This is a genomic window from Polaromonas sp. UBA4122, assembly GCA_002381615.1.
GTDB lineage: Bacteria > Pseudomonadota > Gammaproteobacteria > Burkholderiales > Burkholderiaceae_C > Polaromonas.
In genome coordinates this window covers 73439-87744 of the sequence record DFWY01000078.1, presented here as the reverse complement: position 1 = coordinate 87744, position 14306 = coordinate 73439, and the positions used below count along the sequence as shown (strand labels likewise).

At 61.8% G+C, this 14306-nt stretch carries 13 protein-coding genes and 1 pseudogene; 6 read left to right on the top strand and 8 right to left on the bottom strand.

Annotated features, from left to right (window positions below; all coding sequences use genetic code 11):
* Nucleotides 1–437, bottom strand: a pseudogene (locus B3F77_RS10445) (hypothetical protein); the annotation flags it as partial.
* A gap of 42 nt (nucleotides 438–479) precedes the next feature.
* On the opposite strand from B3F77_RS10445, the gene B3F77_RS10440 reads away from it, so the two are divergent.
* Together B3F77_RS10440 and lolD are read left to right on the top strand one after the other, a co-directional pair.
* Nucleotides 480–1736: a lipoprotein-releasing ABC transporter permease subunit gene (locus tag B3F77_RS10440; RefSeq protein ID WP_293604894.1), complete on the top strand. Its 1257-nt coding sequence runs from the start codon at nucleotides 480–482 to the stop codon at nucleotides 1734–1736.
* A 231-nt stretch (nucleotides 1737–1967) separates the two neighbouring features.
* Nucleotides 1968–2651: a lipoprotein-releasing ABC transporter ATP-binding protein LolD gene (lolD, locus tag B3F77_RS10435; protein WP_293604893.1), complete on the top strand. Its 684-nt coding sequence runs from the start codon at nucleotides 1968–1970 to the stop codon at nucleotides 2649–2651.
* 118 nt (nucleotides 2652–2769) lie between these two features.
* Here lolD and B3F77_RS10430 read toward each other — a convergent pair whose 3' ends face one another.
* The 7 genes from B3F77_RS10430 to B3F77_RS10400 form a co-directional block, all read right to left on the bottom strand.
* Nucleotides 2770–3540 (bottom strand): ABC transporter permease, encoded by a 771-nt coding sequence (locus B3F77_RS10430; protein WP_293604892.1) that lies wholly within the window; start codon nucleotides 3538–3540, stop codon nucleotides 2770–2772.
* Between the two features lie 5 nt (nucleotides 3541–3545).
* Nucleotides 3546–4358, bottom strand: a complete 813-nt coding sequence (locus tag B3F77_RS10425) for an ATP-binding cassette domain-containing protein (protein WP_293604891.1) — start codon at nucleotides 4356–4358, stop codon at nucleotides 3546–3548.
* 192 nt (nucleotides 4359–4550) lie between these two features.
* Nucleotides 4551–5612, bottom strand: a complete 1062-nt coding sequence (locus B3F77_RS10420) for a VWA domain-containing protein (RefSeq protein WP_293604890.1) — start codon at nucleotides 5610–5612, stop codon at nucleotides 4551–4553.
* An 18-nt stretch (nucleotides 5613–5630) separates the two neighbouring features.
* Nucleotides 5631–6680 (bottom strand): DUF58 domain-containing protein, encoded by a 1050-nt coding sequence (locus B3F77_RS10415; RefSeq protein ID WP_293604889.1) that lies wholly within the window; start codon nucleotides 6678–6680, stop codon nucleotides 5631–5633.
* A gap of 4 nt (nucleotides 6681–6684) precedes the next feature.
* Nucleotides 6685–7650: an AAA family ATPase gene (locus B3F77_RS10410; protein WP_293604897.1), complete on the bottom strand. Its 966-nt coding sequence runs from the start codon at nucleotides 7648–7650 to the stop codon at nucleotides 6685–6687.
* A gap of 87 nt (nucleotides 7651–7737) precedes the next feature.
* A complete protein-coding gene (locus tag B3F77_RS10405) occupies nucleotides 7738–8691 on the bottom strand; it encodes a S1C family serine protease (RefSeq protein ID WP_293604888.1) in 954 nt (317 codons plus the stop codon).
* Nucleotides 8692–9292: 601 nt separating this feature from the next.
* Nucleotides 9293–10765, bottom strand: coding sequence for a DASS family sodium-coupled anion symporter (locus B3F77_RS10400; RefSeq protein ID WP_293604887.1), 1473 nt, complete (start codon nucleotides 10763–10765; stop codon nucleotides 9293–9295).
* A gap of 303 nt (nucleotides 10766–11068) precedes the next feature.
* Here B3F77_RS10400 and B3F77_RS10395 point away from each other — a divergent pair, with 303 nt between their 5' ends.
* From B3F77_RS10395 to B3F77_RS10380, 4 genes are read left to right on the top strand one after another with little or no spacing between them, the layout of a single operon-like run.
* A complete protein-coding gene (locus B3F77_RS10395; protein WP_293604886.1) occupies nucleotides 11069–12067 on the top strand; it encodes an NADPH:quinone reductase in 999 nt (332 codons plus the stop codon).
* Nucleotides 12064–12912, top strand: coding sequence for a TatD family hydrolase (locus B3F77_RS10390; RefSeq protein ID WP_293604885.1), 849 nt, complete (start codon nucleotides 12064–12066; stop codon nucleotides 12910–12912). The genes B3F77_RS10395 and B3F77_RS10390 overlap by 4 nt, the downstream gene beginning before the upstream one ends.
* A complete protein-coding gene (locus tag B3F77_RS10385; RefSeq protein WP_293604884.1) occupies nucleotides 12906–13499 on the top strand; it encodes a DNA-deoxyinosine glycosylase in 594 nt (197 codons plus the stop codon). Before B3F77_RS10390 ends, B3F77_RS10385 begins: the two co-directional genes overlap by 7 nt.
* Nucleotides 13499–14266, top strand: a complete 768-nt coding sequence (locus tag B3F77_RS10380; protein WP_293604883.1) for a spermidine synthase — start codon at nucleotides 13499–13501, stop codon at nucleotides 14264–14266. Before B3F77_RS10385 ends, B3F77_RS10380 begins: the two co-directional genes overlap by 1 nt.
* Nucleotides 14267–14306 lie beyond the last annotated feature (40 nt).

Below are 14306 nucleotides of genomic sequence, written 5' to 3'. Positions count from 1 at the left end.
GTGATGCCATCGGTTTCAAAATAAGGCTGCATGGCCGCCAGCAGGGTGCGTGATTCGTCCTCGGTCAGGGCCAGCGCGGCGGGGTCGGTCAGGGTGGCGTGATCGCGGCCCATGGACCAGTGGCACGGTGTGATCCAGGCCCAGGCCTGCCCCGCATCGGCCTGCAACTGCGCGGCGGCATCCAGGGCGGCCAGGGGAATCAGGCCATCCGGGGTCTCGGCCGTGGCAAAGCCCAGCGCCAGCGCCAGCGCCCGTTCATGCGGCGGCGACAGCGTGCGCGCATCACCTCCGTCGATGTGCTCCCGCTTCATGCCTTGCAGCAGTTGGGTCAGATTGCGCGTGCTCTCGCGCGGCAGTGCTTGCACAGTGGGCAGCCAGGTTTCAGCGCTGCAGGCTGCAAACGGAATCAGCAGGTGGCGCAAGGGTAGGGTGGACATGGCCTCTATTGTCCGGGAGTTCGGGATGCCACAATCGCAGTCATGCAAATCCCTTACGAGCTGATTCTGGGCTGGCGCTACACCCGCGCCGGCCGCGCCACGCGGCGCAACGGCTTTATTTCTTTTATTTCGGGTGTGTCCATGCTGGGCATTGGGCTGGGTGTGGCCGCGCTGATCATTGTGCTGAGCGTGATGAACGGCTTCCAGAAGGAAGTCCGCGACCGCATGCTGGGCGTGATCTCTCACATTGAGGTATTCGCCCCCAATGGCGGTGCCTTGCCCGATCCGCAGAAAACCCTGGCCGAGATCCGGGCCAACCCGCAAGTCGTGGGTGCTGCCACTTTCATAGCGGCGCAGGCCTTGCTGGCGCGCGGTGAAGACATGAAAGGCGCCATGGTGCGCGGCATTGATCCAGCGCTGGAAGGGCAGGTTACCGACCTTGCCGTGCAACTGAAGGACACCGCCTTTCCCAAGCTCGTCAGTGGCGGGTTTGGTGTGATTCTGGGTGGCGAGCTGGCGCGCTCCATGGGGGTACGCGAAGGCGACACCGTCACGCTGATTGCACCCAGCGGGCAGGTCACCCCGGCGGGTGTGCTGCCGCGCCTTAAAACAATGACGGTGGTGGGCACCTTTGATTCGGGCCACTTTGAATACGATTCGACACTGGTGATGATGCACCAGGACGATGCCGCCAAAATTTTCCGCCTTGAAGGGCCTACCGGCATCCGTATCAAGCTCAAGGACTTGCACCAGGCGCGGGAAATCGCGCTCGAGTTGTCCAAAAGCCTGAGCGGCGACTTGCTGATTCGCGACTGGACGCGGCAGAACAAAAACTGGTTTTCCGCTGTGGAGCTTGAAAAACGCATGATGTTCATCATCCTCACGCTCATCGTCGCGGTGGCGGCCTTCAACCTGGTCAGCACGCTGGTCATGACGGTGACCGACAAGCGCGCCGACATCGCCATCTTGCGCACGCTGGGCGCCAGCCCCCAAAGCATCATGGGGATTTTTATGGTGCAGGGTGCCATGGTCGGCGTGATCGGAACGCTCTCCGGCCTGCTGCTGGGCCTGGGCATCGCCTTCAATATTGATGTGATCGTGCCGGCGCTGGAGCAGCTTTTTCACGCCAGCTTTTTGCCCAAAGACATTTACCTCATCAGCCGCATGCCCAGCGAGCCGCAGTACGCCGACATCATGCCAATTGTGGTCATCTCACTGGTGCTGGCTTTTCTGGCGACCATCTATCCCAGCTGGCGCGCCAGCCGTGTGAACCCGGCGGAGGCCCTGCGTTATGAATGAAAAGACTTCTGTAAATCCGATTCTCGGGCGCATAGCTTCGTTGCGCGGTGCTCGGAATCCTCACGGGTTATTGGGGTCAGACACCAATTTCGCTGCGGTGCATGCACCGCACCCCTTGGGCGAGCCGAAGGCTCGGCGAATTTGGGCTCTGACCCCAAAAACCCCCTGCGCTCCGTGCGCCTCACTCTGCATCCCGACAATCGAATTTCCAGAAGCCTTTTGGGGGTACTTATGAGTGAAGTGGTTTTACGCGCCAGCGGCCTCACCAAACGCTTCACCGAAGGCCGGCTCGACGTCACGGTGCTGCAGGGCGTAGACCTGCAGGTCCACCGCGGCGAAACGCTGGCCATCGTGGGCGCCTCGGGTTCGGGCAAAAGCACCTTGCTGCACCTGATGGGCGGCCTGGATGCGCCGACGAGCGGGCAAGTCGAGCTCAAGGGCCAGCTACTGTCAGCGCTATCACCCGCCCAGCAGGGCCAGTTGCGCAACCAGCACCTCGGCTTTGTCTACCAGTTCCACCACCTGCTGCCCGAGTTCAGCGCGCTCGAAAACGTCGCCATGCCGCTATGGATTCGGCATCAAGACCGCGAGCAAGCGGCGCAAGTAGCGACCAAAATGCTGGCAGATGTGGGCCTGCAAGATCGCATCCAGCACCGCCCGTCCGAACTCTCAGGCGGCGAGCGCCAGCGCGTCGCGATTGCCCGGGCGCTGGTCACACAACCCGCCTGCGTGCTGGCCGATGAGCCCACCGGCAACCTCGACCGATCCACCGCCGACGGTGTGTTTGAGTTGATGCTACGGCTGGCGCGCGAGCATGGCACCGCGTTTGTGCTGGTGACGCATGATGAAGCGCTGGCCGCGCGCTGCGGGCGCCATCTCAGGCTGGTGTTGGGGAAGTTGTCGGAGGCGGGGTGAGAGTGCAGGGGTGTTTGCGTGGGTGAGGCATGAAGGAGTCGGATCGGTCAATTTCCATCATTCGGCGGTGACAGTTACGGTGCTCGTCCGTTCTCAAGAGAGGCTGCATCCGCTCAGGCTAGTGCGCCAGTCCCGGATAGAGCTTCGACGCCAGGGCCAACAGCACCGCAAATACCAGCAGCATCACGCCGAAGCTCGTACTGCCGGCATAGATGCTCCTGCCGCCAACAATCATCGCCCCGCGCAACACGTCCACCAGATAAGTCAGGGGGTTGAACACCGCAATGGTCTTGAGCCAGGCGGGCATCAGGTCCAGCGGGTAGAGCGCATTCGACGCGAAGAACAGCGGCATCGTCAGCACCTGGCCGATGCCCATGAAGCGCTCGCGCGTCTTGACGAGGCACGCAATGACCAGAGAAAAGGTTGAGAAGATGCACGACCCGAGGACGACGCCGGCAGCCACGGTCAGCATGGGCAAGGGCTCCCAGCGGATGTTCACTTCCAGGGCGATCGCCACCAGGTAGACCACTGTGGCCTGCACCAGCCCCCGCAGCCCCGCCGCCACGGCCTTGCCCAGCACCAGCGCGCTGCGGTGGGCGGGTGTGACCAGCAGCTTGTGAACGATGCCCAGGTCGCGCTCCCAGATGATCGCGATGCCATAGAAGATGGCGCTGAACAGAATGCTCTGGGCGAGGATGCCTGGCGCCATGTAGTCCAGGTAGCGCAGATTGCCAGTCGGCATGCCCCGCACCTGACTGAAGACCTGCCCGAATACGGCCAGCCACAGCACCGGCTGCACCGCGCGCGAGAGCAGATCGGACGGATCCCGCATCAGCTTGCGTACCTCGGCGTCGGCGACCGCCGCCGTCTCGCGGACAAAATTGAGCATGCGCTTCACCCCCGCCGCCGGGCGGCATCGCGGCTTTCGCGCACATCGCGGTAGTGGCCGCCGTGATCGATCACAGCGCCGCTGAAATGGGCAAACACATCGCCCAGATTGGCCTCCGGCCCCACCTGCGCCTTGAGCTCTCCGGGCTTGCCCACCACGGCCAGGCGCCCCTGGTGAAGTATCGCCAGCTCGTCGCACAGGACGTCAGCCTCTTCCATGTCGTGGGTGGTGATCAGGATGGTCATTCCCTTGTCCTGCCGCAGTTGCAGCAGTCTTTCCCACACGGTCCGCCGGGCGACGGGGTCCAGGCCGATCGTCGGCTCGTCCAGGAACAGCACTTCCGGGTAGTGCAGCGTCGCCTGCGCGATCTCCAGCCGGCGGACCATGCCGCCGGAGTAGGTTCGAACCAGCTTCCCCGCCACATCCTCGATACCGGCAAACGCTACGGCCTCGCTCACGCGCGCCGCACGCTCTGCACCGTGCAGACCTTGCAGGCGGGCCGAGAGGTTGAGGTTTTCGATGGCCGTCAGCGCGCCGTCGGCTGACAGCAGCTGCGGCACATAGCCAATCCGCCGCCTGACCTCGACCGGTTCCGCCGCCACATCGAAACCCGCGACAGTGGCCGAGCCAGAGCTCGCGTCCAGCAGCGTGGTGAGAATCTTGATCGCCGTGCTTTTGCCTGCACCATTGGGCCCGAGAAGGCCAAAAATCAGGCCGCGCACCACATTCAGGTTCAGCCGGTCGAGCGCTGTGAAGTCGTCGAAGCGCTTGCTCAACTCGAAGGTGGTAATTGCTGCGTGTTGGTCGGTTCCAGCCATGGCGGGATGCTAGCACCACTCTGTGTCCGGCAGTGATCTGAACGAGCACTTTGCGCGCAGCACACTCCAGCCGCTGGAAGTTCTGCTTCGGGTCGATAGCCGACTTTCGTTACCCCTTTCAAAGATTTTCTAAAACGATATTTCTCGATTGCTTCAGCGCTCTGGCCCATCACCATGGCCGCCTGGCCAAGCTCATAAAATCCGGTTAAACCAGAGTAGCGACAAAGTGGCCGAGACCAGCGCCAGCGCCGCCGCCAGCAGTGCCATCAGACCAGAAATTTCAGTTTCCTTTTTCTCCACAGTGATGCGGGAACTGAGGGTCTCGTAAACTTTTTTAAGGTCAGCTGCCGTACCCGCATAAAAGTACTCGGCCTGTGTGGCTCTGGCGATGCCCTTGAGGGTTTCCTCGTCGAGCCTGACATGCATGGACCAGCCTTCAAAGCCTATGGTTTCGCCCGCCACGGTGCCCACACCGACGGTGTACACCCGTACCCCGCGGTCGGCGGCTGCATTGGCGGCGTCGAGTGAATCGACGCCGGTGGTGCGCTGTCCGTCGGTCAGCAAAATAATGGCGGCTGAGGTGTAGGAGCCGGGCGCTACCGGCGTGAAGGCCTTCTTCGTATCCTTGGCCTCTTTGCCATCTTTGAGGGCCTGGTCCAGGGAGATTCCGCGCTGGCGCTCCCGGCCGTATTGCATGGAGGCGAGGTCGATACCGGCATCGGGAAACAGCTCGGCCAGCGCCACCACAATGCCGTTGCCAATCGCCGTGCCGCGCTGCAGCTGAAACTTGTCAATGGCTGCGGTCAGGTCTTCGCGGCTCAGGGTGGGCGGCTGCACCACGGCGGCGGTGCCGGCAAACGCCACAATACCCACCCGCACAGTGCGCGGCAAATCGGCCAGAAAAGCCTTGGCGGCGTTTTGGGAGGCCACCAGGCGATTGGGCAGCACATCGGTCGCCCGCATGCTGCCCGACACGTCCATGGCAAGCATGATGGTTTCATGTTGCGATGGCAGGGTGACGACGGCAGACGGGCGTGAAGACGCCACCAGCATGGCCGCGAGTGACAGCAACATCAGCAGTGGCGGAATATGCCGGCGAATGCTCGGGCCTTTGCCCATGGCTTCGCGCACGATGGACAGGCTGGCGTAACGCAAGGCCAACTTTTTCTTGCGGCCAAGCAGCCAGACATATAGCGCGATCAGCAGCGGAAGGGCCAGCAACAGCCAGAGAAATTGGGGCCAGAGAAAAGTCATGAGCGTCCTCGGCGCGGTTCAGGCGGCGTGCCTCAAGTGGGCGGGCAGCTTGCCTGCTGCCGCATGGGCGCCCGACGAGCGGTTGCGGCGTTTGCGCAGGTCGGTGAAACGCATGATGGCATCGACCAGGTTGTCATCAGTGGAGAGCTCCAGCGTGTCGACACCGGCGCGCGCCAGGGCTTGCCGCAACTCGGCTTCGCGCTGGGCCGCAATGCGCGCAAAGCGCTTGCGAAAGCCCGCATCATGGGTGTCCACCAGCAGCTGCTCGCCGGTTTCCACATCGCAAATCGGAATCAGGCCCAGATCGGGCAACGCCAGCTCCAGCGGGTCCAGCAGGCGCACGGCCACCACTTCGTGCTGCTGGGCGAGCAAGCCCAAAGGCTTTTCCCAGCCCGGTTCGCTGATGAAATCAGACACCACAAACAGGGTGGAGCGCCGACGCACCAGGTTGGCAGCAGACTGCAGCAGCTCGTTCAGGCGGGTAAGGCCAGCCTCAGTGGCATCAGGCCGCGTTTGCAGGGTATGCAGCAGGTGCAACACATGGTGGCGACCGCCGCGCGCCGGTATCACCGCATCAACGCCCGAACCATAGAGCAGGGCACCCACGCGGTTGCCGTGGCGCGTCAGCAGGCGCGCCAGTACGGCGACGAATTCGGTCGACACCTGGCGCTTGTGTTGTTCGCCGGAGCCGAAATCCACCGACGGGCTCAGGTCGAGTAAAAACCAGGCGCTCATTTCGCGGTCTTCGGTGAACACCCGCACATGCGGCTGCTGCAGGCGGGCGGTCACGTTCCAGTCGATGTGGCGCACATCGTCGTGGTACTGGTACTCACGCAGATCGGCCAGGTCCATGCCGGTGCCGCGCAGCAGCGTGCGGTAGTCGCCCTGCAGCAGCCCGTCAAGACGGCGCAGCACCGTCCATTCCAGTCGGCGCAGCAGCTGTTCTGCACCCGCTGCCGGAGCTGACCTAGCAAGGGATTGAGGCGGCCGCAGCGCCGGGCCGCCCCAAGCAAGGCCAGCCCCCTCGGGGGGCAGCGACCCGCGCAGCGGCGGAGCGTGGGGGCTCATAGCTCTAGGCGGCAAGTTTTTCATGCTCAAGCGGTTTGGCGGGTGGCGGGATTTTGGCCATGATCTTGCTGACGACCGCATCGGCGGAGAGTCCTTCGGACAGCGCTTCGTAAGACAGCACCAGTCGATGCCGCAGCACGTCGGGCACCAGGTCGGTCATGTCTTCCGGCAGGGCGTAAGTGCGCCCGCGCAGCAGGGCCAGCGCCCTGGCGCCTTCGGTCAGGTTGATGGTGGCGCGCGGACTGGCGCCAAAGGTGATGAAGCGCTCCAGTTCCTTGAGCCCATGCCTCGCCGGGTCCCGGGTTGCCGATACCAGCCGCACCGCATACTGCACCAGCGAAGGGTCGACATAAATGCGCCGGCATTCGGCCTGCAGGGCGGCCAGTTGCTCGGTGGTGGCCACGGCCGACACTGCCACCGCAGGGCCAGTGACGCGCTGGACGATGACGAATTCTTCCTCGTTGGTGGGGTAGTCCACCAGCACCTTCATCATGAAGCGGTCCACCTGCGCTTCAGGCAGCGGGTAGGTTCCCTCGGTCTCAATCGGGTTTTGCGTCGCCATCACCAGAAAAGGCGACGGCACTTTATGCGTCACCCCGGCAATCGTCACCTGCCGTTCCTGCATCACCTCCAGCAGTGCGCTTTGTACCTTGGCCGGCGCCCGGTTGATCTCGTCGGCCAGCAGCAGATTGGTGAACACCGGCCCGAGGGAGGTGCTGAACTCGCCGGTTTTCTGGTTGTAGATGCGCGTGCCCACCAGGTCGGCCGGCACCAGGTCCGGCGTGAACTGGATACGCTTGAACTCGCCGTGTATGGTGTTGGCCAGCGTTTTTACCGTGAGGGTTTTGGCAAGGCCGGGCACACCCTCCACCAGCAGATGACCCTGCGCCAGCACGGCGACCATCACGCGCTCAAGAAAGCAGTCCTGGCCGACCACCACGCGTTTGACTTCGTAGAGGATTTGTTCCATCAACTGCGCGGTGTCGTGACGGGCTGGCAAATGATCGGCTAACTGATCCGGTAAGTGATCCAGGGTTTGCGATTCCATACGGGTCTTTCAGAAGGGGGTCATGCCGGCAGCCGAGGCTGCATTTTCAATCGGCACGGCAAAACCAATACCGACAAACGTGCGTTGATGATTGGGGTTGTAAATGGCAGTGACGATGCCAATCACCTCGCCGTCCATGGTGACCAGCGGGCCGCCTGAATTGCCGGGGTTGGCGGCCGCATCAAACTGGATGAGGTTGGTCATTTGCTGCTTGCCCTCGGGGGAGCGGAAAGTGCGGTCGAGCCCCGAAATGACCCCGGCCGAGGCGGAGGGGCCGATGCCAAAAGGATAGCCCACGGCCACCACCTGATCGCCCGGCGCCAGATCGGTGCTTGAGCGCATGGTGGCCGCCGCCAGATCATCCGGAATGGTGTGTGCCTGCAGCACCGCCAGGTCGTTTTCCGGTTGCACGCCGGTAATCGTTGCGATGGACTCCAGGCCGTCCGCAAACGTGACCTTGATGGTCTCGGCGCCTTGCACCACATGCAGGTTGGTCAGGATGATTCCCTTGTCCACAATGACCACGCCGGTCCCCACACTGTGCTCGGCCGCTTCCTTGCCATCCTTGTCTTTGCCCAGGCCCACAACGCGCACCACCGACGGGCTGATGGCCTCGTAGGCTTTCGCTGCGGGCGAGGGTAGGGTGATTGTCTCCAGGGTCTTCAAGACCGCTGCATTGATGTCGTCCTGGGTCAGCTGGCGCGGCGAATGCCCCAGCGACGGGGAAAAGCCGATGGCCAGCAACAAAGCCAGCAGGCCCACCACAGACCAGAGCAGGTACAGCTGGTTGCCAGTGTTGCCAGAGAAGTGCTTGATCAGGCGGGAAAAGCGGGAGGGGTGGGAAGGGCGGGCCAGCGGCTGCGCTAGTGGCGGCGCTTCGGCATCGGGTGCGCCCGGGAAGTGACTGCCACTGAGGTCGTGGCTGGAGCGGCGGGAGCTACTGTAAAGGGCAGGCCTTCGCATCCGTTCACCTGTGAGGTAAGTATCAAAAACCGGTCAAAACACGGCAAATCAACAGATGCACCGTATCACGATTTGTGTATTTCTGCACGCCATTGGGCCATCACAACAGGACCGTTGTAACAGACGGTTTTTGCGGCTGGTGTGCCAGTTGCCACGCGGTCCGGACCAAGTTGCAGTGAGCCGGTTTTCGCAGCCAGGTTATTTCCAAGTTTCTACGATATGCGAGTTGGTGCAAGGCTTGGCCAGCTACTGCTGGTTGCGCGCCGCAATCTTCAGCGGCTCGCCTTTGCTGCGGTCAAACAGCGTGAAGTTTTCCACGAGGTCCAGCAACGCGGCGGGCAGGCCATGCCGCGCAGCAAAATGGGCAGCACCGCAGGCACGGGCGCTTCATCGTTTTTGGGTGCCGGGTCATGGTCTTCACCCAAGGCCAGTGCCGTCTTTTCGTTCCGGTTTTTACAGATATTTGTCGACTTGCTGCCTATCTCGAAGCCGAATTGGCCGACTGGATTCGCGCCCACGCTGTCAAAAAACCTTGAAGGGATCAGGCGGTATTGCGAAGTGCTTCAAGCCTTGGCAGCTTGTGCAACTGCAGGCAGCTTGGTCAGATATACCCCAAAATCTTCCACCAAATGCCGCCCGCCACCACCAGAACCAGCAGGTTGACCACGCTCATCACCGCGCCGGCCTTCCACCACTCATTCAAGGTGGTGTAGCCCGAGCCGAAAATGATGGGCGCCGTGCCGGTTCCGTAGTGGGTCAGCGACATCATCAGCGAAGACGAAAAGGCCAGCACCAAAGCCAGCAGCATGGGCGGTGCGCCAAGCGCCAAACCTGCGGTAAAAAAGGCTGCAAACATGGCCGTGATGTGGGCTGTGGTGCTGGCAAAGAAATAGTGGGAGTAGAAATAAACCAGAACCAAAACGGCGGTGGCACTCATCCAGCCCAGGCCCAGATAGCTAATGCCATTTTGAATGGACAACGCAAACCAGCCAACCAAACCCAGCTTTCCCAGAAAAGTAGCCATCATCACCAGCGCTGCAAACCAGATCAAGGTGTCCCAAGCGCTCTTGGCTTTGAGAATGTCGTCCCAGTCCAGCACACCGGTAATCAACAACAGCGACAGGCCAATCCAGGCTGTGGTGGTGGCGTTGAGGTCAAATGCTGGGCCAAACAGCAGGGTCGGCACGCCAGCCCACATGGCCAGCATCAGACCTAAAACGCCCAGCGTGATGAATTCTGAAGACTTCATTGGCCCCAGTTTGGTCAGCTCGGTTTGGGCCAACTCTTTGGCGTTGGGTGTGTTTTTGATTTCAGGCGGGAAAAGAAAATACAACACCAGCGGCATCAGCAGCAGCATGCACAGCCCCGGCAGCAGCGCCGCCAAAGCCCATTGGCCCCAGGTGATCTTGATGGCTGAGTTGGTGGCTTTGGCAACCAAATCCACGATCAAGGGATTGGGCGCGGTGGCCGTGATGAACATGGCCGACGTGATGGGGTTGGTGTTGTAATTGACCAGCGCCAGATACCGGCCTATTTTTTTCGAGGTGCCCAATTCAGGGCTGGAGCCAAAGGCATCCGCGATCGAGCGCATGATGGGGTGAATAATGGCCCCGCCGCGTGCCGTGTTACTGGGCGTGACCGGGGCAATAACCAACTCGGACAAAACCAGACTGTAGGCCACCCCGATAGTTTTCTTGCCAAACAGCGAAATAAAGTTGTAGCCAATTCGCGTACCGAGTCCGGTTTTGGTCAAGGCCACAGAGATCATCACGGCAATGGCAATCAACCAGATCAAGGGATTGGAAAAACCACTCAAGGCATCGGCAATCGCGCCTTCCGGTTTGCCGGGTCGGGTCACTTCTGTAATGGCCACCAAAGAAATGGCCACGATCGACAAAGCGCCAATCGGCATGGCTTTGCCAATGATGGCGGCAATGGTTCCGATAAATAGCGCCAGCAAGTGCCACGCTTCAGGACTGACTTTGTCAGGGACTGGAATGACAAACCAGATAAGAAGGGTAATGCCAACCGCAATGGCGGTTGGAATGGGTTTGGGAAGGGATGGGTTGTTCATCGCGGTTTTTACCAAAAGCCCGTCTGCGGTGCAGCCGTAGACAAAAGAAGAATTTCCGAGAACCAATGACTTGAAATTTCATGATCTCCTGTGCGAGTGTATCGAGGAATTAAGGCAATGCTTATATGTGCGTCTGATCTAGGTCAAGGGCCACCGAAGTTGAGGCGGTGTCCGACGACGCAACACGCTATCCTGTGAAGGCTTGTCTGCGATTTTCTGCACATCGCATGGCCAATGACGCTATCCTTTGCGCCTGAAGGGTGCGCTGTCCGCGCCTTCGAACCATTCCCGGAAAGCATGACGATGAAAGCTGTCTATTACGAACAAAAAGGGCCGGCGCGGCAGGTGTTGCAGGCCGGCGAACGTCCCCTGACCGAGCCGCAGGCCGGCGAGGTGCGGGTGCGCATCCATGTCTCGGCGGTCAATCCGTCCGACACCAAGGGGCGCGGTGGCTACCGCGGGATGCTGGCCATGCCGTTTCCGCTGGTCATTCCGCACCAGGACGGCGCGGGCGTGATCGACGCCGTGGGGCCGGGCGTGGACCAGGCCCGGATCGGACAGCGCGTCTGGGTGTACGAGGCCACGCTGGGTCGGCCCTTCGGCACCTGCGCCGAATACACCACGGTGCCCGAGCACAAGGCCGTGCCGCTGCCTGATGCGGTCGATTTCGAGGTTGGCGCCTGCATGGGCATTCCGGCGATGACGGCGCACCGCTGCGTGCTCGCCGACGGCCCGGTCAAAGGCAAAACGGTGCTGGTGCAAGGCGGCGCCGGCGCCGTCGGCTTTTATGCGGTGCAGATCGCCAAGCTCGAAGGCGCCCGCGTGATCGCCACCGTCAGCCGCGACGAGCAGGCAGCGCAAGCCCGGCTCGCCGGGGCCGACCATGTGATCAACTACAAGACCGAGGACGTGGCGCGCCGGGTCAAGGACATCACGGGCGAGGACAGTGGCCTGGACCGGGTGATCGAGGTGGCGTTTGGCGTGAACCTGGTCACCGATGTGGCGCTGCTCACGACCGACGGCGTGATCGCCACCTACGCCTCCGATGCCATTCACGAGCCCGCGATTCCGTTCTGGCCCATGCTGGGCAAGGACCTGACGGTGCGCTTCGTGCTGGTGTACGCCATGTCGCATCAGGCCCATGACGAGGCCGCGCGTTACATCACCGCGGCCCTGCGGGCGGGCAAGTTCAAGCACCAGGTGTTTGCGCGCTTCGGTTTCAGTCTGGACGAGGTGGTGGCGGCGCATGAGGCGACCGAGAGCATGACCCACGTCGGCAAGGTGCTGATCCACCTCGGATGACGTTCTGGATCGATACCCACTGCCACCTCGATGCGGGGGAGTTCGCCCCGGATGTGGCAGCGGTGCGCGCGCGGGCTGCTGTCAACGGGGTGGCGCATTGCGTGTTGCCTGCTGTTGAGGTCGGCAACTTTGCTGCGGTGCGTAGGCTGGCGAATGAGTTTTCTTTCAGCTATGCGCTGGGCATTCACCCGCTGTTGGTGCCCAGGGCGCAAGACGCCGATTTGCAGGTGCTGGATGCAGAGCTGGCCCTCAGAAAGTCTGACCCGCGCCTGGTGGCGGTGGGTGAAATCGGGCTTGATTATTTTGTGCCCGCGCTGACCGAAAGCCCGATGCGGGAGCGGCAGGAGCATTTCTATCGCGAGCAGCTCAAACTGGCGCGCAAGCACGGCTTGCCGGTCATCCTGCATGTGCGGCGCTCGGCCGACAAGCTGCTCAAGCACTTGCGTGAACTGGTGCCTGAAGGCGGCTGGAGCGGTATTGCCCACGCCTTCAATGGCAGCCAGCAGCAGGCGATGGCGTTCATCAAACTGGGGTTCAAGCTGGGTTTCGGTGGCGCGGTGACGTTTGAGCCAGCCCGGCAGCTCAGGCACCTGGCCGTTGAGTTGCCACTGGACGCGCTGGTGATGGAAACCGACTCACCCGACATTCCGCCGCACTGGATTTACACCACCGCAGCGCAGCGCGGGGCAGGCCAGGCGCAGGGCCGCAATGAGCCGGGCGAGTTGCCGCGCATCGCGCAGCAGGTGGCGAGCCTGCGGAGCCTGTCGGCTGAAGCACTGGCCCTGGCCACCACCGCCAACGCGCTGCAGGCCTTGCCCAAGCTCAGGGCGCTGATCTCGTGCTGATCGGTTTGCCGCCGCTGGTTTCCAGCCGCACGCGCCTGCTGATACTGGGTAGTTTTCCGAGCGTGGCGTCGCTCGCGGCGCGGCAGTATTATGGCCATCCGCAAAACCATTTCTGGAAGATTCTGCAAGCCATTTGGCCTTCTAGCCCAATAGATACGGGCGTGAGCAGCTATAAAATTCGTAGTGATTGGCTGTTGTCCAAGCAGCTGGGTCTGTGGGACGTGTATGTGGCGTGCGAACGCGAAGGCAGCCTGGACAGTCATATCCGCCATCCGGTGGTGAACGATTTTGCAGAGATACAGCGGCTTTGCCCTGCATTGCAGGCCATTGCCCATAACGGCGGGGAGAGCTTCAAGCATTCGCTCCATGTCAGGGCTGCATTAGAGGGGACGGGAGCCGCCGTGCGCCGCGCCGGGCCGCCCCAAGCAAGCACCGCCCCCTCGGGGGGCAGCGCATTACACGAAGTGAAAAGCGTGGGGGTCCAATTTCACAAGTTGCCTTCAACCAGTCCGGCGAATGCGTCGTGGAGTTTTGAGCGCAAACTCGCTGCCTGGCGCGAGGTTTTTGAAAAACATGGATTGATTTAATGTCGAAAAAAGAGACGGTTAAAGCCACTGCAGAGCTCCCCGAAGTCAATTTTTCAGACTACGGCGAGGTGCGCTTTCTGCACTTGGGCACCGAATGGGTGCAAGGCTCCATGCTGCGCGATGCGCCCTATGACATTGAGCTGGAGTATGTGCAGCGCATGATGGTGGGGCTGCTGTTCGTGGATGCGCAGACGGTGGCCAAAAAGCATGCGATGCAACTGGGCCTGGGCTCGGCGGCGCTGACCAAGTTCTGCTACAAAAAGCTGCGCATGAAAACCACGGCGGTCGAGATCAACCCGCAGGTAGTTACGGCCTGTCGGCTGTGGTTCAAATTGCCGCGCGACGATTTGCGCCTGCATGTCATTGAAGCCGATGCGGGCTCGGAGATACAGAAACCTGAGCATCAGGGCACGGTTGATCTGCTGCACGTTGACCTGTATGACCAAGAAGCCGCTGCGCCGGTGCTGGACGACGCTGATTTTTACACCCACTGTCGGAGCCTGCTGACCGACGATGGGGTGATGACGGTGAACCTCTTTGGTCGCGATTCCAGCTATGTCGAGTCGCTTACCAGGATGGCCGAGGCCTTCGGTCCCGAGTCGGTCTGGGCTTTCCGGCCGACGCGTGAGGGCAACACGGTGGTGATGGCCCAGCGCGAACCCACGCGCCCCGAGCGGGCCGACCTCTTGCTGCAGGCCGACGTGATTGAATCGCGCTGGGACCTGCCCGCCAAAAAGTGGTTGCGGCTTTTCGGGCCGGTGGCCTGATGCGCGCGTGATGGCGGCAAGGCGTTATTGCGGCACGGCG

Excerpts from the sequence above, each read along its gene's own strand:
- B3F77_RS10440 (WP_293604894.1), top strand. The coding sequence starts at position 480 with ATGCAAATCCCTTACGAGCTGATTCTGGGCTGGCGCTACACCCGCGCC.
- lolD (WP_293604893.1), top strand. The coding sequence starts at position 1,968 with ATGAGTGAAGTGGTTTTACGCGCCAGCGGCCTCACCAAACGCTTCACC.
- B3F77_RS10430 (WP_293604892.1), bottom strand. The coding sequence starts at position 3,540 with ATGCTCAATTTTGTCCGCGAGACGGCGGCGGTCGCCGACGCCGAGGTA.
- B3F77_RS10425 (WP_293604891.1), bottom strand. The coding sequence starts at position 4,358 with ATGGCTGGAACCGACCAACACGCAGCAATTACCACCTTCGAGTTGAGC.
- B3F77_RS10420 (WP_293604890.1), bottom strand. The coding sequence starts at position 5,612 with ATGACTTTTCTCTGGCCCCAATTTCTCTGGCTGTTGCTGGCCCTTCCG.
- B3F77_RS10415 (WP_293604889.1), bottom strand. The coding sequence starts at position 6,680 with ATGAGCCCCCACGCTCCGCCGCTGCGCGGGTCGCTGCCCCCCGAGGGG.
- B3F77_RS10410 (WP_293604897.1), bottom strand. The coding sequence starts at position 7,650 with ATGGAACAAATCCTCTACGAAGTCAAACGCGTGGTGGTCGGCCAGGAC.
- B3F77_RS10405 (WP_293604888.1), bottom strand. The coding sequence starts at position 8,691 with ATGCGAAGGCCTGCCCTTTACAGTAGCTCCCGCCGCTCCAGCCACGAC.
- B3F77_RS10400 (WP_293604887.1), bottom strand. The coding sequence starts at position 10,765 with ATGAACAACCCATCCCTTCCCAAACCCATTCCAACCGCCATTGCGGTT.
- B3F77_RS10395 (WP_293604886.1), top strand. The coding sequence starts at position 11,069 with ATGAAAGCTGTCTATTACGAACAAAAAGGGCCGGCGCGGCAGGTGTTG.
- B3F77_RS10390 (WP_293604885.1), top strand. The coding sequence starts at position 12,064 with ATGACGTTCTGGATCGATACCCACTGCCACCTCGATGCGGGGGAGTTC.
- B3F77_RS10380 (WP_293604883.1), top strand. The coding sequence starts at position 13,499 with ATGTCGAAAAAAGAGACGGTTAAAGCCACTGCAGAGCTCCCCGAAGTC.